Annotated in this window: 17 protein-coding genes; 7 read left to right on the plus strand and 10 right to left on the minus strand. The window is 62.4% G+C overall.

Translation table 11 applies throughout. The features are described 5' to 3' along the window. Nucleotides 1-27 precede the first annotated feature (27 nt). The 3 genes from AC2A1F_RS11535 (at nucleotide 28) to AC2A1F_RS11545 (ending at nucleotide 5806) form a co-directional block, all read left to right on the plus strand. Nucleotides 28-3411 carry a glycosyl hydrolase gene (locus tag AC2A1F_RS11535; protein ID WP_484208891.1) on the plus strand — a complete coding sequence of 1128 codons (3384 nt, stop codon included), beginning with the start codon at nucleotides 28-30 and terminating at the stop codon, nucleotides 3409-3411. 43 nt (nucleotides 3412-3454) lie between these two features. After that, on the plus strand, nucleotides 3455-4366 hold the full coding sequence (locus tag AC2A1F_RS11540) for a LysR family transcriptional regulator (protein WP_484208892.1): 912 nt from the start codon (nucleotides 3455-3457) through the stop codon (nucleotides 4364-4366). 93 nt (nucleotides 4367-4459) lie between these two features. After that, nucleotides 4460-5806: a family 1 glycosylhydrolase gene (locus AC2A1F_RS11545; RefSeq protein WP_484208893.1), complete on the plus strand. Its 1347-nt coding sequence runs from the start codon at nucleotides 4460-4462 to the stop codon at nucleotides 5804-5806. Here the strand turns inward: AC2A1F_RS11545 and AC2A1F_RS11550 are convergent. From AC2A1F_RS11550 to AC2A1F_RS11595, 10 genes are all read right to left on the minus strand, one after another. Next, nucleotides 5793-6623: an alpha/beta hydrolase gene (locus AC2A1F_RS11550; RefSeq protein ID WP_484208894.1), complete on the minus strand. Its 831-nt coding sequence runs from the start codon at nucleotides 6621-6623 to the stop codon at nucleotides 5793-5795. The two genes, AC2A1F_RS11545 and AC2A1F_RS11550, sit on opposite strands and share 14 nt — an antisense overlap. A 6-nt stretch (nucleotides 6624-6629) precedes the next feature. Further along, nucleotides 6630-7076: a hypothetical protein gene (locus AC2A1F_RS11555; RefSeq protein ID WP_484208895.1), complete on the minus strand. Its 447-nt coding sequence runs from the start codon at nucleotides 7074-7076 to the stop codon at nucleotides 6630-6632. 23 nt (nucleotides 7077-7099) lie between these two features. Then, nucleotides 7100-7933: a fumarylacetoacetate hydrolase family protein gene (locus AC2A1F_RS11560; RefSeq protein WP_484208896.1), complete on the minus strand. Its 834-nt coding sequence runs from the start codon at nucleotides 7931-7933 to the stop codon at nucleotides 7100-7102. A gap of 100 nt (nucleotides 7934-8033) precedes the next feature. Then, on the minus strand, nucleotides 8034-8942 hold the full coding sequence (locus tag AC2A1F_RS11565) for a VOC family protein (protein WP_484208897.1): 909 nt from the start codon (nucleotides 8940-8942) through the stop codon (nucleotides 8034-8036). Further along, nucleotides 8939-9367: a GlcG/HbpS family heme-binding protein gene (locus AC2A1F_RS11570; protein ID WP_484208898.1), complete on the minus strand. Its 429-nt coding sequence runs from the start codon at nucleotides 9365-9367 to the stop codon at nucleotides 8939-8941. The genes AC2A1F_RS11565 and AC2A1F_RS11570 overlap by 4 nt, the downstream gene beginning before the upstream one ends. Beyond that, the gene (locus tag AC2A1F_RS11575; RefSeq protein WP_484208899.1) at nucleotides 9364-10881 is read right to left on the minus strand and encodes a bifunctional 3-(3-hydroxy-phenyl)propionate/3-hydroxycinnamic acid hydroxylase; all 1518 of its coding nucleotides are present in this window, start codon (nucleotides 10879-10881) and stop codon (nucleotides 9364-9366) included. The genes AC2A1F_RS11570 and AC2A1F_RS11575 overlap by 4 nt, the downstream gene beginning before the upstream one ends. Next, complete coding sequence (locus tag AC2A1F_RS11580; protein ID WP_484208900.1) at nucleotides 10878-12095, minus strand: amidohydrolase family protein; 1218 nt, start codon at nucleotides 12093-12095, stop codon at nucleotides 10878-10880. The genes AC2A1F_RS11575 and AC2A1F_RS11580 overlap by 4 nt, the downstream gene beginning before the upstream one ends. 79 nt (nucleotides 12096-12174) lie before the next feature. After that, complete coding sequence (locus AC2A1F_RS11585) at nucleotides 12175-14496, minus strand: TonB-dependent receptor (protein WP_484208901.1); 2322 nt, start codon at nucleotides 14494-14496, stop codon at nucleotides 12175-12177. Nucleotides 14497-14774: 278 nt separating this feature from the next. Continuing rightward, complete coding sequence (locus AC2A1F_RS11590; protein WP_484208902.1) at nucleotides 14775-15302, minus strand: hypothetical protein; 528 nt, start codon at nucleotides 15300-15302, stop codon at nucleotides 14775-14777. 45 nt (nucleotides 15303-15347) lie between these two features. Next, nucleotides 15348-15626 (minus strand): hypothetical protein, encoded by a 279-nt coding sequence (locus AC2A1F_RS11595; RefSeq protein ID WP_484209038.1) that lies wholly within the window; start codon nucleotides 15624-15626, stop codon nucleotides 15348-15350. On the opposite strand from AC2A1F_RS11595, the gene AC2A1F_RS11600 reads away from it, so the two are divergent. Genes AC2A1F_RS11600 through AC2A1F_RS11615 form a run of 4 tightly spaced genes read left to right on the plus strand, consistent with a single transcriptional unit; the run spans nucleotide 15589 to nucleotide 19567 of the window. Further along, a complete protein-coding gene (locus tag AC2A1F_RS11600) occupies nucleotides 15589-16704 on the plus strand; it encodes an FAD-dependent oxidoreductase (RefSeq protein ID WP_484208903.1) in 1116 nt (371 codons plus the stop codon). The two genes, AC2A1F_RS11595 and AC2A1F_RS11600, sit on opposite strands and share 38 nt — an antisense overlap. 23 nt (nucleotides 16705-16727) lie before the next feature. Beyond that, nucleotides 16728-17630 (plus strand): VOC family protein, encoded by a 903-nt coding sequence (locus tag AC2A1F_RS11605; RefSeq protein WP_484208904.1) that lies wholly within the window; start codon nucleotides 16728-16730, stop codon nucleotides 17628-17630. Nucleotides 17631-17633: 3 nt separating this feature from the next. Next, nucleotides 17634-18791, plus strand: coding sequence for an alpha/beta hydrolase family protein (locus AC2A1F_RS11610; RefSeq protein WP_484208905.1), 1158 nt, complete (start codon nucleotides 17634-17636; stop codon nucleotides 18789-18791). After that, nucleotides 18788-19567: a cyclase family protein gene (locus tag AC2A1F_RS11615; RefSeq protein ID WP_484208906.1), complete on the plus strand. Its 780-nt coding sequence runs from the start codon at nucleotides 18788-18790 to the stop codon at nucleotides 19565-19567. Before AC2A1F_RS11610 ends, AC2A1F_RS11615 begins: the two co-directional genes overlap by 4 nt. Nucleotides 19568-19660 lie beyond the last annotated feature (93 nt).

The raw sequence follows: 19660 nt of genomic DNA on the forward strand, positions 1-19660 counted from the left end.
AATCAAAAGAACACCGGAGAGAGCAGCATGACCATCCGCCAAGGCCTCACCGCCGCCACTATCCTTGCGACCACCACGTTGCTCACTCCGGCCACCTTGGCCCAGACCGCGCCTGCGTCGCAAACCGCGGTCGCGGCCGACGCGCTCGAACAGCAATTCCGCGATCCGCCATCCGAAGCGCGCCCGCGTGTGTGGTGGCACTGGATGAACGGCAATATCAGCAAGGATGGCATCGCCAAGGACCTTGCATGGATGAAGCGGGTGGGCATTGGTGGCCTGCAGAACTTCGACGCCAATCTTGATACCCCGCAAGTGGTGGACAAGCGGCTGGTCTACATGACGCCCGAATGGAAGGACGCCTTCCGCTTTGCCGCCAGTGAAGCAGACCGGCTGGGGCTGGAACTGGCCATCGCGGCATCGCCCGGCTGGTCGGAAACCGGCGGGCCTTGGGTTAAGCCGCAAGATGGCATGAAAAAGCTGGTGTGGTCGGAAATGACAGTGGCCGGTGGTAAGCGGTTGCAAGGTGCCTTGCCAGCCCTGCCGCAGGTGACCGGCCCATTCCAGACAGCGCCGCTGGTGGAAAACATGCCCGGCCATTCCGCCGTGGCGGGCGTGCAGCCCAGTGCATCAGGCGAAGTGGCCGTGATCGCCGTGCCAGTGGCCGAACCGGCATTGCCGCTTGCGGCCTATACGCTGGCCGATGGAACCGCGCTCCATGCCGCCACCCTCAACGATGCCTTTCTGCAGAGCGTGGTGAAGGTGACGCTCGATTCCAGCCTGTCTGGCGCAGTGCTGGTGCGCTTCCCGCGTGCGGTGACGGTGCGATCGCTCCGCCTGTTCCTGCCGGGGATCAAGCTGCCGTTCCGGGGCGTGCCGATCAAGGCCGCGCTGGAAGTGCGCGAAGGCGCAGGCTGGCGCAAGGTTGCCGACATTCCGCTGGGCAGCGTGCCCACCACCCGCAGCTTTCCGGCCACAACGGGCAGCGAATTCCGACTGGCCCTTGCCGATAGTGGCGACAAGGGCAATCTCGATATGCTCAATGCCGCGCCCGGCGCGGTTGCCATCAACTTCTTCGATACCGGCCCGTTGACGTCAGTCACTTTGGCCGATTTTCAGCTCTTTACCGATGCGCGGGTGGACCGGGCGGAGGAAAAGGCGGGTTATGAAACCGTTCTGGATTACCACGCCATTGCCAGCACGGACTCCAGCGCCATCGCTGCGGAACCTGCCCGCGTGATCGACCTGACCGATCGCGTCCGCCCCGATGGCACGCTCGATTGGACCGCGCCCAAAGGCAGCAACTGGCGCATCCTGCGCTTTGGCTGGTCGCTCACCGGCAAGACCAACCACCCCGCTCCGCCCGAAGCCACCGGGCTTGAGGTGGACAAGTACGATGCCGCCGCTGTGCGCCGCTACATCGAAACCTACCTTGGTATGTACCGCGATGCGGTGGGGCCGGACCTGATCGGCAAGCGCGGAGTGCAGGCGCTGCTGACGGACTCCATTGAGGCCGGCAACGCCAACTGGACGGGCGCAATGGAGGCCGAATTTGCCAAGCGGCGCGGCTATGCGCTGCGGCCCTGGTTGCCTGTGCTGGCCGGAACCGTGATCGGATCGCCCGCGCAGTCCGAACGGTTTCTCTTCGATTTCCGCACCACGCTGGCAGAGCTTCTTGCCGACAAGCATTACGGCACAATTGCGCAAGTCGCGCACGAACAGGGCCTGAAAGTCTATGGCGAGGCGCTGGAGGACAAGCGCCCGATGCTGGGCGATGATCTGGCCATGCGCGCCCATGCCGATGTGCCGATGGCTGCGCTGTGGACCTATGCTGACGAGAGCAAGCTGCGAACCACCCTGCTGGGCGACATGCGCGGCGCGGCTTCTGTTGCGCATGTCTATGGCAAGCCATTCGTGGCGGCAGAATCGATGACCGCCGTCAACGCGCCGTGGGATTTCGCGCCATCGAACCTTAAGAAGGTGATCGATCTGGAATTTGCCAGCGGCATCAACCGCCCGGTCATCCACACCTCGGTTCACCAGCCAGCGGATGACAAGCAGCCCGGCCTCTCACTCGCGATCTTCGGCCAGTATTTCAACCGGCACGAGGCTTGGGCCGAACTCGCCAAGCCCTGGGTCGATTACATCGCGCGCACGTCGCTGATGCTGCAGCAGGGGCGCAATGTGGCCGACGTGGCGTGGTTCATCGGCGAGGATTCGCCGGTCACTGCACTTTATGCGGACAAGATTCCGGCCAACCTGCCCACGTCCCATGCGTGGGACTTTGTGAACGCCGCGATGTTGGCCGATGCGCTGCGCAACGAAGGGGCTGAAGTCGTCTCCACCGGCGGCGCACGATATCGCGCGATTTACCTTGGCGGCACATCGCAAGCCATGACGCTGCCCACGCTGGAGCGGCTTGCCGCACTGGTGCGCGGCGGTGCCACGCTGATCGGTGAAAAGCCCCGCGCCACGCCCAGCAAGGCCGATGATGCCACACGCTTTGCCGCTCTGGCCGATGCGCTGTGGTCAGGAGATGCCGGAAAGGGCCGGGTCGTTGCCACGCAGGCCATTGACACTGGCCTGCAACAGGCCGGGATCGCGCCCGATTTCGCCATGTCCGGAGCAGCAACTGGCGACGTCATGTTCGTCCACCGCAGGCGTCCCGATGGCGAAGTCTGGTTTCTCAACAACCGCCGCAATGCCACTGTTACAGGCGAAGCACGCTTCCGCATCACCGGCCTTCAGCCCGAGGTATGGCGCGCCGAAACCGGCAAGGCCGAGCCGCTGCCCTACCGCAGCGAAAGCGGCCACACAGTGGTGCCGTTGTCGCTCCTGCCCGAAGACGCGGTCTTCGTCGTGTTCCGCAAACCGGCGGTGAAGCCCGCAGTGACACTGACCAGCCCCGCGCCGGTCACGCTCGCCACACTGGACAGCGCGTGGACCGTGGCGTTTCAGCCCGGCCGCGGCGCGCCTGCCTCTATCACCTTGCCCAAGCTCGCCCCGCTGGAACAGCATGCCGATGCGGGCGTGAAGCATTTTTCCGGCATTGCCACCTACTCCACCACCTTCACCCTGCCCAAGGCCGCAAAACCGGGAGAGGCGCTGTGGCTCAATCTGGGGCAGGTGGGCGAGATTGCCGAGGTCACCGTCAACGGCAAGCTGGCTGGCCACGCCTGGCACAAGCCGTGGCGCGTCGACATTTCCGCAGCGGCAAAGCGCGGGCGCAACACGCTGCAGGTGCGCGTGGCCAACTTGTGGGTCAACCGCTTGATTGGCGATGCGCAAAGCCAGGGGCAACCGGGTGCGCAGAAGATCACCTTCACCACCGTGCCGACCTATCGCCCCGATGCATCGTTGCGCCCATCGGGCCTTGCCGGGCCGGTGGTGATCGAGACCGTGCCTGCGCCGTGATCCAGCTTGAGCAGCAGGCCGCCCATCGGCTACCACGCAGGGGATGACCGCACCCCCCTATCGCAACCGCATCGATCCGCGCGCCGCTGCCGTGTTCTGGCGGGTGTGCGAAACCGGGTCGATCAGTGCGGCGGCACGCGCGCTGAACTTATCACAGCCTTCCGTGTCAAACACCGTGGCGCTGCTGGAACAACGGCTTGGCGTCACGCTGTTCACTCGCTCGCGCAATGGCATTGTCCTGACGCGTGAGGGCGAGGCGCTGCGGGACCGGGCCGAGGCGATGGTCAACTTGCTGGAAAGTGCCGCGATAGAGGTGGATCACGCCGCCCGCGCCATTGCCGGGCCGCTGAAGGTTGGTGGCACCCCCGGCGCGCTGGTCAGCCTGTTGCCAAAGGCCGTGGCGCAGCTTGAATGCAAAGTCGGCCACTTTGCGCTCAGCGTGGTGGAACGGCCCGATGCCGAACTGGCCGATCTGCTGCGCACCGGCGCGCTTGATCTTGCCGTGATGACCACCGAAATCGTCGAATGCCCACCCGATCTGGTCGAGGTGACGATGGCACGCGATCCTTTTGGGCTGATCGTTGGCCGCGCCCACGATGCCCTGCCTGAAATCGTGTCACTGCGTGATCTTTCGGCCTTGCCCTGGGTCCTGCCAGCCGCGCAAGGCGCGTTCCGGCGACAGGTGGATGCCTTGTTCCTCAATGCCGGGGTGCCGGTGCCGCAGAATGTGATCCGCTGCGATTCGCTGCTGACGACACAGGCCATCGTGCGCGAAAGCGACCGCATCACCGTGCTGCCGCGCACCGTTGCCAGAACAGAGCTGACCATGGGCACGTTGCGGTCGATTACCATTGCAGAAGCCGCGTTCGATCGCAGCATTGGCGTGCGCTATCTGGCCGATCGCAAACTGCCGGTCATGGCCCGCGCGCTGCTGGAGATTTTGGCCCAGACATAGCGCTGGACTATGGAAGCCACAGAAATCACTATTTTCGTTAAAGCATCCAAAGCTGTAGCCAGACCCGAAGCAAAGCCTTTGGGGAGAGCAAAGTTGATTGACCGTCGCACGCTGATGTCCGGCGCAATGGCCAGTGCCATTTCGCTCTCCCCCGCCGCCAATGCCGCCGCAAAGCAGCACCGCTCTTCGGGCCGCGCTCCTGCCAGCCCGGCCTTTCCTTCAGGTTTCCTGTGGGGCGCAGCCACCGCTCCGCACCAGACCGAAGGCAACAATACGGCATCGGACTTGTGGTTTATTGAAAACCAGCAGCCCACGATCTTTGCCGAACCTTCCGGCGATGCAGCAAACAGCTTTCTGCTGTGGGAGCGCGATCTCGATCTGGCCAAGAATATCGGCCTCAATTGCTATCGCTTTGGCATTGAATGGGCGCGGATCGAACCGGAAAAGGGCCAGTTCAGCAGCGCCATGATCGATCATTACCGCCGCGTGATCGAAGGCTGCCGCGCGCGCGGGCTGGCCCCGGTCGTTACCTACAGCCACTTCACCGCACCGCGCTGGTTCAGCGCGCAAGGGGGCTGGACCAATCCTGAAAGCTCCGACTTGTTTTCCCGCTATGCCGCGCGCGTTACGAAGGCGCTTGGAGATGTGATCCATTCGGTGATCACGCTGAATGAACCCAATATCCTGCGCATTCTCAAACCAATGCTGCCTCCTCAGGTGTGGGACATTCAGAAGCTGACCAACGAAACCGCCGCGCGCCGCCTTGGTGTGGAAAAATTTGTCTGCGCCAATGTGGCTGGGATCGAAGACCTTCCCGCGCTGCAGCAGGGCCTGCTTGCTGCCCACACCGCCGCGCGCAAGGCCATCAAGGCTGAACGCGCTGCGCTGCCCGTCGGGGTGTCGCTGGCCATGCTTGATGATCAGGCAGTTGGCCGCAATTCCATCCGTGACAGCATCCGCAGTGAACTTTACGGTGAATGGCTCGAACTGGCCAAGGCAGACGATTTCATCGGCGTGCAGAATTATGAACGCGCGATCTGGGATGCCAAGGGCCGCGTTGCCCCGCCGCCGGGCAGCACGCTGAACTGGTCGGGCACTGAGATCTGGCCGGGGTCGCTGGCAGGCGCAGTCCGCTATGCCCACGCTGCAACCGGGCGCCCGGTGCTCGTTTCCGAACATGGCGTCGGCACCGAAGATGATCGTGTGCGCGCCGCTTTCATTCCAGCAGCGCTGGCCGGGTTGAAGCAGGCTATCGATGATGGCGTCCCGGTGCTGGGCTATTGTCACTGGTCGCTGATCGACAATTTCGAATGGATTTTCGGTTATAAGCCAAAGTTCGGCCTTGCCAGTGTCGATCCGGTTAGCTTCGTTCGCACGCCAAAGCCAAGCGCTGCGGTCCTTGGTGCGATTGCGCGGGCCAACGCGCTTACAGGCTCCTGATAAAGCCCACGATGGCATCGGTCAGTCGGCGGTCGGCGCTGCCGATATGCATGGGCAGCGAATAGTGGTTGTGGCCCGGCACGATCATGCCTGCGGGCATCGTGCCGTGCTCATGCAACCGGTCGTGCATCAGGCCCAGAAACTCCGCCTGAAAGCGCGGCGGATCGTATTGCGCGCAGGCCACGAACAGCGGAATCGTGGTTTGCGCCACCGCCACGCGCGGCATCCGTTGTGGATAGTCAGCGTCCGGCCCGTAATAGGCCTCGTCACGTGCATCCAGTGGGGTGTGGCCATAAAGGCCTGAAAGCAGCACCGCGCCCGCCAGTGGCAAATTGGGCCGCAGTCTCAGTGCCGTGGCGATGTGCACCGCTCCCGCCGAAGTGCCGATCAGCACGATGCGCGCGGGATTGCCGCCATGGGCCGCTGCGTGGGCGCGCAGCCATTCGACCGCCGCCACCACATCCTCGCCTCCTTGCGGCCAGCGCGCATCGGGCAAGAGCCGGTAGTTCATCGCAGCGCCCAGAAAACCAGCCTGCGCCATCGCGCGCGCCACGTTGGCCCCGCCCGCCTTGTCGCCCACGCGAAAGCCCCCGCCGTGGACGAATAGCACCACCGGCACATCGCCTGCAGGCGCGATGCGATAAAGGTCCAGTCGCTGCCTTTCATGCAGGCCATAGTCGCAATCGGCGACCAGCAGCGGCACTTGTGCAGCCAGTGCGGTATGGTCTGCGGCATAAAGCGCGCGGCAGTTTTCGACCACCTGCGGGCCAAGTTCCAGCCCCATTGCAGCGATGGCGTCTTGCCGGTTTTGCCCCATAAAGCCTTACCTCTGCGCAAACAGTCGCAGCAGCGCCACATGCGTTACGGCAAAGCCCAGCAGCCCACCAAACGCCAGCTTGATGCCCAGCGCGGTTGTCCAGTTCAGGCTCGAAACGGGCCCCAGTAAGCATAGTGCTGTCAGAAGACCGGCGACCATTAGCCCGGCCAAGAGCATCTTTGCGACCTGTCCGATGATCGCTTCGGTCGTCGGCAAGTTCTGCGCTCCGCCCTTGCGCAAGGTCTTTCGCACCAGCAGCGATGGCACGAGTGCGGCCATGATAGAAATGGCGGCACCTTGTGCAAGGAAGTCGAGCGCAAAGGCATCGGGCGCAGCAAACCTCAACACGCGGTTGCGACTGCCAAATACCAGCAGAAAGAACGCAGCGCTCAGCACCACATTGATCGCTGTGCTGACGAGCCGTTCGCGTTTGAGAATAGTGGTAAAGTCCATGGCTTGCACGTGTGTCGCGCCACTCAGCCTTCGTCAACCACGGGGTTTGACAGCGTGCCGATTGTGCCGATGGATACCTCGCAGGTGTCTCCGGCTTTCATGTAAAGCGGCGGATTGCGCTTGTCGCCCACACCACCGGGGGTGCCGGTCACGATCACGTCGCCCGGAGAAAGCGGCGCGAAGGTGGAGCAGTATTCGATCACGAAGGCCACGTCCCAGATCATGTCCGAGATCGGCTGATCCTGCACCAGTTGGCCGTTCAGCCGCGTCTGCACGCGCTGGTTGCCAAGGTCTGGCACAGCATCGGGGGTGATCAGCGCCGGGCCGAACGCGCCTGTGCCGGGGAAGGTCTTACCCGGGGTGAACTGGATGTTGTGGCGCTGCCAATCGCGCACCGATCCATCGTTGAACACTGAATAACCGGCGATGTGTTCATGCGCCTTGGCGCGCGGGATGCGGCGGCCGCCCTTGCCGATGACAACGGCCAGCTCGCCTTCATAATCGAAGCGCGTCGTCTCGCGCGGGCGGACCAGCGGGTCGCCGTGGGCGATCAGGCTATCGGCCCAGCGGGTGAAGATGGCGGGATATTCCTTCTGCTCGCGCCCGGTTTCGGCCACGTGCGTGGCATAGTTAAGGCCCACGCACAGGATCTTGCCGGGATTGGGTACAACCGGCTGCAGGCGCACATCGGCGCGGGCAAAGGTGCCGGTTGCCGTCAGCGTGGCAAGGTCTGCGTCCAGTACGTCGCGCAGCCAGGCGTCGGCACCCGGCGCGCCCAGATCGAGCACGCTATCGCCATCGACGCGACCAAAGCTGGCGGTGCCGTCGGGGCGGCGAAAGCTGATGTATTGGGCCATTGTCCTGTCTTTCCCCAAATCCGTTGATGGTCTTGCAGCCGCGCTGCCACTCGCCCTGATCAGGACTGCTGCAGCAGAACTGGCAACAAAGGTCCGTCGATCAAAGTGCAAGGTCTTGGGACTGCCAGTCCCGGCGGCAGCGAAAGCGTTCTTCCGCCACGCGAAGCCCGGCGAAATCCTTGTCCGAAACGCCCCACTGGTCAATCCGCTGTTCGGGCCACGTCCAGTCGTCCGGCTCGCCAGTGCGGTAATGGGCGGGCACTTTCTCTACGGCGGTCGAATACTCGATCACCGGGCCGAACGGCGCGATGTAATACGCATAGACATTGTCGCCCGGTCCATGCCGTCCCGGCCCCCATGCGGGCGCAAAGCCATTGTCGCGCATCCAGCCAATGCCGCGCATCACCGCGTCCAGATCGTCCATCTCGAACGCCACGTGATTCAGGCTGGCAAAGCCTGCGCGGGCAAAGGCAGTGGAATGATGGCTGTCGTTGCAGCGCACGAAGACCATGCCCTTGGTGCGGTCCGAGACGCGGAAGTTCAACACATCTTCCACCGCATGGCCCAGCAGTTCGGCGTCGGCAGAATTGAACACCACATGCGTCAGCTTGACCGGGGCCACGCGCTTGCTGGCCTTGGTAAAGCCTTCGCACGGCGCAACTTCGGACGCTGCTGCCAGAAAGCGCAGGATCGTGCCTTCGGGCAGTTCCACCAGCAGCCCAGCGCCATCACCGGGATCGTCCGATGCTACCGCGCAGGCTGGCCAGCCGTGCTCCGCCACCTTGCGCCGGATCGCGCCAAGTTCCGTATCGCTGCAAGTGAAGGTGGTGGACCGTACGAATTCTTCGTCAGACTGCTCGAACGCCACCAGATAGGGCATGGTGCCGGTGCCGCGCAGATAGTGGGTGTGACCACGTACCTCTGCCGGGAACAGGCCCCACACATCCACCATCCACGCCGCCGCACCTGCCGGATCGGGCAGGGCCAGTTCGATGCTGCGCAATTTCACTTCGCTGTCTCCAGATTGAACCCGGCGGCGCGAATGCCGACAAGAGCGCATTCTTCATCGCAATCGCCGGTATCGCCGCTCACGCCCACGGCACCGATTACCGCGCCCCCATCACGGATCAGCACGCCGCCGGGGGAGAACGCGATATTGCCACCGACCACAGCTGTAACGCTCTGGAAGAACGCCGGATTGCCCTTGGCGCGCTCGGCGATCACGCGCGTGTCATCACCCATGCCGATGGCGCCCAGTGCCTTGGCCCGGGCGATATCATGGCGAAATATCGTCGCGCCATCTTCACGGGCAAAGCTTACCGGATGTCCACCAGCATCCAGCACGATCACGGCCAGCGGCTTTGCATGGCGGGTGCGGGCTTCGGCCTGTGCGGCAGCGATGATCGTCTGCGCTGCGTTCAAGGAGAGGCTCATGCCGCCAATTCCTGCCGCAGCCCCAGCATCCGGTCGCGCGCAGCCAACAGGTCTGCCGCCCTTCCGGTTCCGAAAACATAATGATCGGGCCGCACCAGCACGGCCTGCGCGCCATGGGCATCAAGCCATGCCGCCACTGCTCCGCCATCGGGCAGGTCTTCAGCCACGATACCGCCATCTGATCCTGCACTACGCACGAACAGCCGCCAGCCTTGGCCGGTCAGGTCGTCGAGCTTGCGCCCATCGTCCAGTGCGGGCTGGATAAAGCGGGTTCCGGCAGCGGGGGAGCCCGACAGGATGAAACCTGTGGCAATCGCCGGGATCAGGTCCGCCGCCGTCTCGCCCGCCTTCTGCGCAGACTGGGCGCGGATCGCGGAATCGCGCGCTGCGGCCTTGGCCGGATCAAGCTCGCAGATATAGCGCCCCGCCGACACCGCCGCGCCGATCACTCCGCGCACGTGGGGATCGCGTTCGGGCTGATAGGTATCGAGGATCGCCTCATCCGCGCCGCCTTTTACGATCGCCGCCATTTTCCACGCCAGATTCGCCACATCGCGCAGGCCATGACACATGCCTTGGCCAAAGAACGGCGGAGTCTGGTGCGCGGCATCGCCTGCGAGAAATACCCGGCCCACCTGCCACTGCTCGGCCACCAGCCCATGAAAGCGATAAGTCGCCGCGCGCACGATTGTGTGCGGAATGTCCTTCATCCACGCGCCGACCAGTGCCGCGACATTCTCCGCGCGCATCATCTCGGCATCGTCCTCACCGGGAAGCAGCATGAATTCCCAACGCCGGTGATTGCGCCTGCCGGGTACCACCGTGGCGGGCCGCGCGGGATCGCACATCATCACCGACAGGCGCTGCAAATCCGCGCCTTCGGGCACGCCGGTGATCGGCGGGAAGGTGACCGGGCCTTCTACTTCGGCATCGACGACGAGCCATGGCTCCTCGAAATCCAGATCGTCCAGCGTCACGCCCAGCGCCTTGCGCACCGGGCTGCGTGAACCGTCGGCTGCGATCACCCAGCGCGCATCCAGGTGCTGTTCTGTGCGTTCTAGGTGCATCTTGGTGTCGTTCAGGAAATAGCGCACGCGAACATGGCTATCATACTGTTCCAGTTTGGAAAATTCGGCTCCATTCAGCAGCTTTATGGCACCATTTTCGGCAAAGGCGGCGCGCAGGTGTGTTTCGAATTCGGGCTGGTAGAAAAAGTAATCGTTGCCCCACCCGAACGGTTTGGGCTTGCCCACGGTGCCCATATAGCGGATCACGCCATGGTCAGCGCCGACGTGCAAATGCCCGTCGGTAGCGATCATGTCGGGCGCCACGCGGTCGATCACGCCCGCGCTCTGGAACAGACGCATCATTTCGTGATCAAGGTGGACGGCGCGGGGGAGGGGGTAGTGATCGGCTTCCTTTTCCAGCACCACGACCGAAAGGCCGAGCCTTCCCAGCAGGTTGGCCGCCATGGCACCAACCGGGCCGCAACCGATGATGGCAACGTCGATCATGCGGCAGGTGCCTTGTGCAGCGCGCCGCCCTTCATGATCATGGCAATGCGCGCCTTGTCCTGAAGAATGCTCACGTCCTGCGTCGGATCGCCATCGACCAGCAGCAGATCGGCCAGCCAGCCCTCTTTCACGCGCCCGACATCAAGCCCCATCAGTTCGCCGCCCAGTGCGGTTGCGGCCGTCAGCGCCTCAGCCGGGGTAAAGCTGAAGTGATCGACAAAGATCTGCAGATCGCGCGCATTGCGGCCTATCGGATTGAAGGGAAAGCCGTAATCCCCGCCAATCAGGATGCGCATGCCGCGCGCCTTGAGTGCCGGAACAAGCTTTGCTTCAAGCTCCATCCGCTCAGCCGCGCTGGCCTTCATGTGGCTCATGTCGATGTGCGGGGGCGGCGTGGCTTCGAGCGCGGCGATGGAGACGCCGGGCGAGGGGGCATAGAACGTGGCGTCCTTGGCCGCGATCATCGCATCGGCGGCGGCCTCATCAGCATAGGATGCGTGATAGATGATCCGCGCACCGGCCTTCAGCGCCAGATCAATGGCCTTGGGATAATAGGCGTGCGTGGTAATCCATAACCCCGCCTCGCGCGCGGCCTGCCCCGCGGCTTCCATTTCTTCGTCGGTGTAGAGCACTTCCTTGGCCGTGCCCGGCTTCAGCGCATCCTCGCCCGAGACGACCAGCTTGATCGAGCCGATGCCTTGATCCTTGCAATAGTTGACGAAATTGCGGATCGCGTCGGGCCCGCGTCCGTTGAACACATCGCCCGTTTCAACGCCTTCAGCGCCTTCGGGGCTGCGTTCCAGCGTGGAGGGGATCAGGCGCGGTCCCGGCGTTTCTCCGGCTTCGATGGCGCGGGCGAGGTCCACTTCGATGCCATCGCCCAGCGCGCCTGCGGAATAGGCGCTGGTGAACCCGTGATCGAGCAGGACGCGCGCATTGCGCCATGCGGCGGTCTTCAGCTCGTCGGGCGGCAGAATGAACTGGTGGTAGATTTTTTCGACCGAGGAACCCCACGTCAGGTGGGCGTGCGCTTCGACCATGCCGGGCATCAACGTGCGGCCCGCGCCTTCGATCACATTAGCACCAGCGACGTCGACCTGCGAAGTGGCTGGCACGACCGAGGCGATGCGGTCCCCTTCGATCACTACGGAATGTTTGCCTTCGAGCAGGCCTTCGCCATCAAAAATCCGGACGTTGCGTATCAGCGTTGCCATGCTCACTCCGGCTGCGTGTTGGTGCGGTAAAACTCAAACGTCGTGGTGTGGGGCAGCACGATGCTGCCCCAAGGCGGGTTCAGAAGCTTGCATCGAATGATAGGCCCACCACGCGCGCGGTGAGGCCGCCAACCGGCCATGCGCGGATGCCGCCATCGATCGAGCCTGCGAACGAGTTGGCAAGGTAGGCGGTCGGTTCGCGCTGCTTGGTCAGGTTGCGCACGAAGATCGAGGCGCGCCATGCGTTCTCTTCATCGCGGATACCGATGGCCCCGCCGATAGTGGCATGGGCCGGGAAGCGATAGCGCGGGTCAACGCGCGCAGCGAGCAAGGTCGCGCTCTTGTAAACGACGTTGGCGTTGAGGAAGGCCTGCACATCGCCAAAGACGCCGCGCGAATATTCGCCAGAGAGCGAGGCCTTGTGGCGCGGCGCAAAGACCAGCTGCTCGCCGCCGATGTTGGCCCCATCATCTGACAGGAAGCCTGCCGGATATTTGACAACATTGAACTGGTAGCCAGCGTTGAAGGTCAGGTTTTCGCTGACTCGTCCGAACGCGCTCAGCTCGATCCCGCGCGAGGTGACCGAGGGAATGTTGTTGGCCACCGACACCAGCTGGGTGTTGATCAGCTGCTGCGTCTGGCTCTGGAAATTCTTGGTCTTGTTGTAATAGGCGTTGGCTTCCAGCTGGATGTCCGGGGTGACCGCGTATTTGACGCCCACTTCGAACGCATCGGCCAGTTCCGGCTTGAGGTTCACCGTCGCCACGCTGGGATCGGCATTCACCACCAGCGCGGGCGTCTTGTAGCCGCGGGCATAGGACGCATAGATATTCAGATCGCGGTTGGGCTGATAGCGCAAGCCGATCCGGCCCGACAGGTTATCATCCTTGATCGATGACCGGTTGGTGGTGGTAACGCGGTTCAGGCCGATGCCGAGCGAGGTATCAAAATCGGTATAGCGCAGCCCGCCGAACAGATCGATCTGATCAGACAGATTGACTGTCACATCGGCGAAGGCGGCATATGTGGTGCTCTGCGTATCTTCGCGGGTGAAAGTGGGGGTGCCAGCGCCGGGGATGCAGAATGTGCCGCCTGCATTGCAGATGCTGAAGCCGACGCGATCAGCGGGTGTGCGCGCGCCGAAAGTGCCGCCGAGCGGCAGCTGATCGTAGTTGTATTTGGCATAGAACACGCCGCCGATCACATCGAAGCCATTGCCGCTGTAATTGGCGCGCACTTCCTGCGTGAACTGGTTGACGTTCTGCAGCAGATTTTCGCTGCGGGCCGATGCCGCGCCCGCCAGCCGGGTGAAGTCCTGCCGGACGACTTCGCGGTCCAGCTTGCGATAGGAGGTGATCGAGGTGAGCGTGACATCGCCCAGCTCGAGATCGAGCATGCCCGACAGACTCAACACTTCGCTGCTCTGCGCAGGCTCCAGCTCGGAACAATATTGTTCTGCCCGCGCGCTGATCACCATGCCGCAGTTTCCGGCCGGATTGGTGAAGGCATTGTTCGACGCCGTGCTGTTGGCCTGTCCGGTGGGCGCGATGGCGAGGACGAAGAAGTTCGTGCCGCGCGTGCGGTTGTTGTTGTATTCAGCCGTCAGGTTCACCGTCAGCGTCTCGGTCGGCTTGGCCAGAATGCGCCCACGCAAGCCGATATCGCGGATGTTTGAATCGTTGCCGAGCCGGACATTGCGCTGCAGACCCTTTTCCTCGCGCAGCTGGCTGGCGATGCGCACCGCGATCTTGTCAGACAGCGGGGCGTTGATCGCGCCGCGCAGCACCAGCAGGCCATATTCTGCGCCGCCCGTGCCCTTGTCGGCAAAATCGACGCCAAACTGCGCGCTGTAGCCATCAAGGCTGGGCGCGACCGAGCGGACATTGACCACACCAGCTGAAGCTGACTGGCCAAACAACGTGCCCTGCGGGCCGCGCAGCACTTCGACCTGACCCATGTCGAACAGTTGCGGGAAGGCAAGGTTGCCCTGCGGCACATCATCGACCACGAAGGCGACAGAAGGCGTCACCGAAGAGTTGAACACCGCTGTGCCAAGGCCGCGCAGACGCGCGCCGCCGTTGTTTTCGCCGCCCGAAGTCTGGCTCACTTCCAGCGCAGGGGTGATGCGCTGCAGATCGGTAAGCGTGTAAATCTGATCGCGGGCCAGCTGTTCTGCGGTGGCGACCGATACCGAAACCGGCACTTCCAGCAGGGTTTCCACCCGGCGGCGCGCGGTGACGACGATGGCTGAATCACTGCTGGCGGCTGTTTCGTCGGCGGACTGCGGAGCGCCTGCGTCTTGTGCGAATGCATCGGCAGCTTGGGTGGCAGTTGCCAGCGCCAGAAGTGATACGGTGCAAATTTTGGCGGTGCTGATCGCGAGCGATTTCAGACTGATCATTGTTCAACCCTCCCCATAGGTGTTGTTCAGGCGCGCTTCGACGCCTTGTTTCCAGCCGCTTTCATAAACGGGTGGACCAATCAGAAAAGTCGCAATTATCCTATGTTAGCATAGGCTGGGACTATGGTTTGACCGCTGCCAAACCATGTCAGGATCGTTCGCTAGCCATCTTCATGATCGTGCACAGGCACTCGCCTGCCACATGGCAGCCTTTATAAATTCAAAGAGTGTAGGCAGGTGGACAGTCAGTGCTTCAGGAAATTGGGAAGCAAAACCCCTCAATCCCGAAATTTGCAGCGCGATGTGTCGATCTGGTTGGTATAAATAAAGCCCGATACCAGCCAGTGGCCATCAGCTTTGATCAGCGTGAAGGTTGCATCGCCGCATTTGAAGATGCTGGCCGGGTCGGTCGCATCAGCAGGTGTGATGAAGCTGTACGGCCCAGAGACGCTTGACGTTTCCTTTTTGGTCTTCGCCTTCGAAAGCTTGTATCGGGCTTTCAGTGGCGCAACAAAGCCAACATCGCTGCTGAATTCACGCGCCTTCATCGTGTTGGTGCAGTCTTTCAATCTGCACGGCTCGCCGGTTTCAGGAATTTCCTGCTCAACGATGCTGCCATTGGTTGCCATCAGCGAATTGATGGCGGCCTCATCCCCGCGCTCGATCGCCGAAAAGAGATCCTTTACTACCTGATCAGGCTTGGCATTGTTGGCAGCATCGGCATCGTGAATGGGCAGCAACGCGGTGAAGGCCGCGAACGCCAAACCTGCTGCAGCCGCCCCAATCCTCAATCTGTGTCTGACCATTATCAAGTGCTGCTACAGCGCGATTTGGTTGTCAACAACGGCGCTTCACGCACCTGCCATCACATGCTGGCAAGGCAACCCACGCCTGGTGCATTTGGCAGACGGCTTATGGCGGACTTCGTTAAAACAAACAGAACCCATGAATTTTACGGATGGTTCTCTATCAAAAATACTTGTTTTGTAAATTGGACGCCGTCTTCTAATCATCATTTCAGCCGGGATTTGCTTATCATCGGCACTTGAGATCGGCAGGGGGTCTCGCAGGATTGGATGCGTTGATAAAGTAATGAAAAATCTTGAAATTCTTTTGATCGGCGCCGGCATCGGCGGCTTGTCTGCTGCAATTGCGCTTTCGCGCAAGGGTTTTGGCGTGACGGCGATCGAGCGCGATCCATCGTGGTCGGTCTATGGCGTGGGTATCATCCAGCAGTCCAATGTGATCCGCGCGATGGAGCAATTGGGCGTGCTCGACAGTTTCCTTGATGCGGCCTGTGGCTTTGATGCGGTGGAGATTTTCACGCCCGATGGCACCAAAGTGGCGCGCGTGCCAACGCCCCGGCTGGTGGAAGGGCGTCCGTCCAACGTCGGTATCGGCCGCCGCGCCTTGCAGAAAGTGCTGGGCGACAGCGCCAAGGCATTGGGCACGCAGCTGCGGCTGGGGGTGACGGCGCAAGCTTTTGAAGATGATGGCGCCAAGGTCCACGTAACCTTTTCTGACGGCACGACCGGCAGCTATGATGCGGTGATCGGGGCTGACGGCGTTTATTCGCAAACCCGCGCGGTGATCCTGCCTGATGCTGAAAAGCCGGAATTTACCGGCCAATCCGTGTGGCGCTACAACTTCCCGCGCAGCGAAGGTCTGGATGCGCTGCAGGTTTACAACGGGCCAACCGGCGTTGGCCTTGTGCCGATGAGCGCCGAGGTGATGTACATGTATGTCACCACGCCCGAACCGGACAATCCGCGCTATCCCAAGGAAGGCATTGCCGCGGAAATGCGTGCCAAGGTGGCCGGGTGTTCACCCCAGATCCGCGAACTGGGCGAACAGATTACCGATGATGAAGGCGTGGTCTATCGCCCGCTTGAAGGCGTGCTGGTGCGGGGGGCGTGGCATCATGGCCGCGTGGGCCTGCTGGGCGATGCCGTGCATGCCACCACGCCGCATCTGGGGCAGGGTGCCGGCATGGCGATCGAGGACGCGATCGTGCTGGCCGAAGAACTGGAGCGGCATGACGATGTCGAGGCGGCGCTGGTGGCCTATCGCGACCGGCGGTTTGAACGCTGCCGCTATATCGTCGAGAGCAGCCTTGCCATCTGCCACGGCCAGTTGGGCAAGGGCCCGATGGTCGACAATCACAAGGCTACGGCAGAAATGTTCGCCGTGGTCGCGCAACCGATCTGATTTCGTATTTGAGGACGACACATATGAGCCGCGTTACCGAGATCCGCTATGTCGGGTATGGCGTGAAGGAATTTGACGCCGAAAAGACGTTTTATGCCGATGTCTGGGGGCTTGAGCCCGTGGGTGAGGCTGAGGGGCAGGCCTGGTTCAAGGCGCAGGGCCACGACGAGCACCACGTGGTGCAACTGCGCCGGGCCGACGAAAACCGCGTGGATGTTATCGCATTGGCAGCCGACAGCCGCGCCGATGTGGATGGCTTGCGCGCCAAGGTGGAAGCTGCCGGATGCCGCGTAGCCAGCGAACCGGCCGAGCTGACCTCTCCGGGCGGTGGCTATGGCTTCCGCTTCTTTTCGCCCGACGGGCTGCTGTTCGAGATTTCGAGCGACGTGGCGCGCGGTAGCAAGCGCGAACTGGCCCACTGGGAAGGCGTGCCGGTAAAGATCAGCCACATCGTGCTGCATTCGCCCAACCATCAGGAAGCGGTGAAGTTTTTCACCGATGTGCTGGGCATGAAAGTGTCTGACTGGCTGGGCGATTTCATGTGCTTTTTGCGCTGCAATTCGGCGCATCACCGCATCGCCATTCTGCCCGGGCCGCCGTGTCTGAACCACGTGGCCTATGACATGCTGGGCGTGGATGACATGATGCGCGGCATTCACCGGTTGAAGGTGAAGGGCATGGACATCGGCTGGGGGCCGGGGCGACACACTGCGGGCAACAACACCTTCAGCTATTTCGTAACGCCGGGCGGCTTCACGGTCGAGTATACCTCGGAGCTGGAAGAGGTCGATTTCGACACGCACGAGCACAAGGTTCACGTGCCCGCACCGATGGTCATGGACCAGTGGGGCATTGGCACCGGTGGACCGCAAACGCTGCCGCATCCGCATGCCAATCCTGGCCTGTTCCAGACAGTTGAGGCCTGATCCATGGCGCTTTACGAACCCTTCCCAAACTACATCTGGAACCTGTCGGTCTCGATCGCGATGGAAAGCGGCGGGCGGATCGGCGAAATCGTCGATATGTGCCAGCCGATCATCGCGGCGGCGGCCAATGGCGGCGATGCGGGCACTCCGCAGTTCATGAAGCAGTGGGCTGCCTATGGCGACAAGCTGATTGAACTGGCCGCAGAGGACGAGGCCAAGGGCCGCGCGTTTTCCGCATCGGACAAGCTGGAGCGCGCATCGCTTTATCTGCTGGTGGCCGAACGCATGCAGGGCCACGGCGCACCGGGGCGCGAGGCGACTTATGCCAAGGCGCTCGATGCCTTTGCCAAGTCTACCGCGCTGGGCAAGATCAACCGCGAACGGGTGGAAATTCCGCTGGCCACGGGCACGATGCCCGCGCTCTACACCCGCGCAGCGGGCGAAGGTCCGCACCCGGTGTTGGTCTATTGCAACGGCCTCGATAGCTGCAAGGAGCTGCTTTACTGGAGCCGCTTGCCCGAGGCACTGGCACGGCGCGGCATTTCCACGCTCTGCGTCGATCAGCCGGGTTCGGGCGAAACGCTGCGGTTGCAGAACCTGCCCGCCGATCCGCACAGCGAAAACTGGGCGAGTAAGGCAGTGGACTGGCTGGAAACGCAACCTGATGTGGACCCTGCGCGCATTGGCATGACCGGCATTTCGCTGGGCGGCCACTTTGCCCCGCGCGCGGTGGCCTATGAACCACGCTTTGCCAGCGGCGCGGTGTGGGGTGCCAACCACAACTGGCGCGAGGTTCAGGACAAGCGCATGAAGCGCGAGGGTGAAAACCCCGTACCGCATTACTGGGCACACGTGATGTGGGCGTTCGGCGCAAAGGACATGGACGATTTCATGGCCAAGAGCACCGACATGAACCTCAACGGCCACATGGACCGCATCAAGGTGCCGTTCCTGGTGACGCATGGCGCGCACGACCGGCAAATCAGCGTGTCCTATGCCGATGACCTCTATGACCAGCTGGTCAATTCGCCGCGCCGCGAAAAGGTGATCTTCACCGCGCGCGAAGGTGGAGTGGAGCATGTGGGGGCCGACAACATGTCATACGGGCGTGACCTGATTGCTGACTGGTTTGCCGAAACGCTGGGAGGGCACACTGCATGACTCGCCGTTTCGTCGATCTTTCGATCTATCTTGAAAACGACGTGATCACTGATCCGCCGTTTTTGCGGCCGAAGATCGAATACCAGAAGCATGGCGAGACGATGCCGGAGCTGGGGTTCTTCTTTCCCGGCGTGACACCCGAAGACACGCCCGATGGCGCAGGCTTTGCCGCAGTGGAAAACGTGACGCTGACCACGCACAACGGCACGCATCTGGATGCGCCGTGGCATTTTCATCCCACGATGAACGGTGGCGAGCCGTCGATGACCATCGACGAAGTGCCGTTGGAATGGTGCTTCCAGCCCGGCGTAAAGCTTGATTTCACGCACTTTCCCGATGGCTACGTGGTCACCGCGCAAGACGTGGAAGACGAATTGAAGCGCATCGGGCACGAATTGCAGCCGCTGGAAATCGTGCTGGTGAATACCGCCGCGGGCAAGGCCGTGGGCAATCCCAACTATGTCAGCATCGGTTGCGGCATGGGATATGAGGCCACGATGTATCTCACCTCACGCGGGGTGCGCGTGACCGGCACCGATGCGTGGAGCTGGGACGCGCCGTTTGTCCACACCGCTGAAAAGGTGAAGGAAACCGGCGACACGTCGCTGATCTGGGAAGGCCACAAGGCCGGGCGCGACATCGGTTATTGCCACTTGGAAAAGCTGCACAATCTCGAAGTGCTGCCGCCCCATGGCTTTACCGTCAGCTGCTTTCCCCACAAGATCCGTGGTGCATCGGCCGGCTGGACGCGCGCAGTGGCTATTTTCGAGGATTGAGCAGTTCGTCATCCGCACGAAGCGGGGGGCGAGTGGCGCTGCGCGATGGTGTTTGTCGCTGGATTCCCGCCTGCGCGGGAATGACGAACGCAG

This window comes from Novosphingobium sp. HNCC26BN242 (assembly GCF_057180525.1).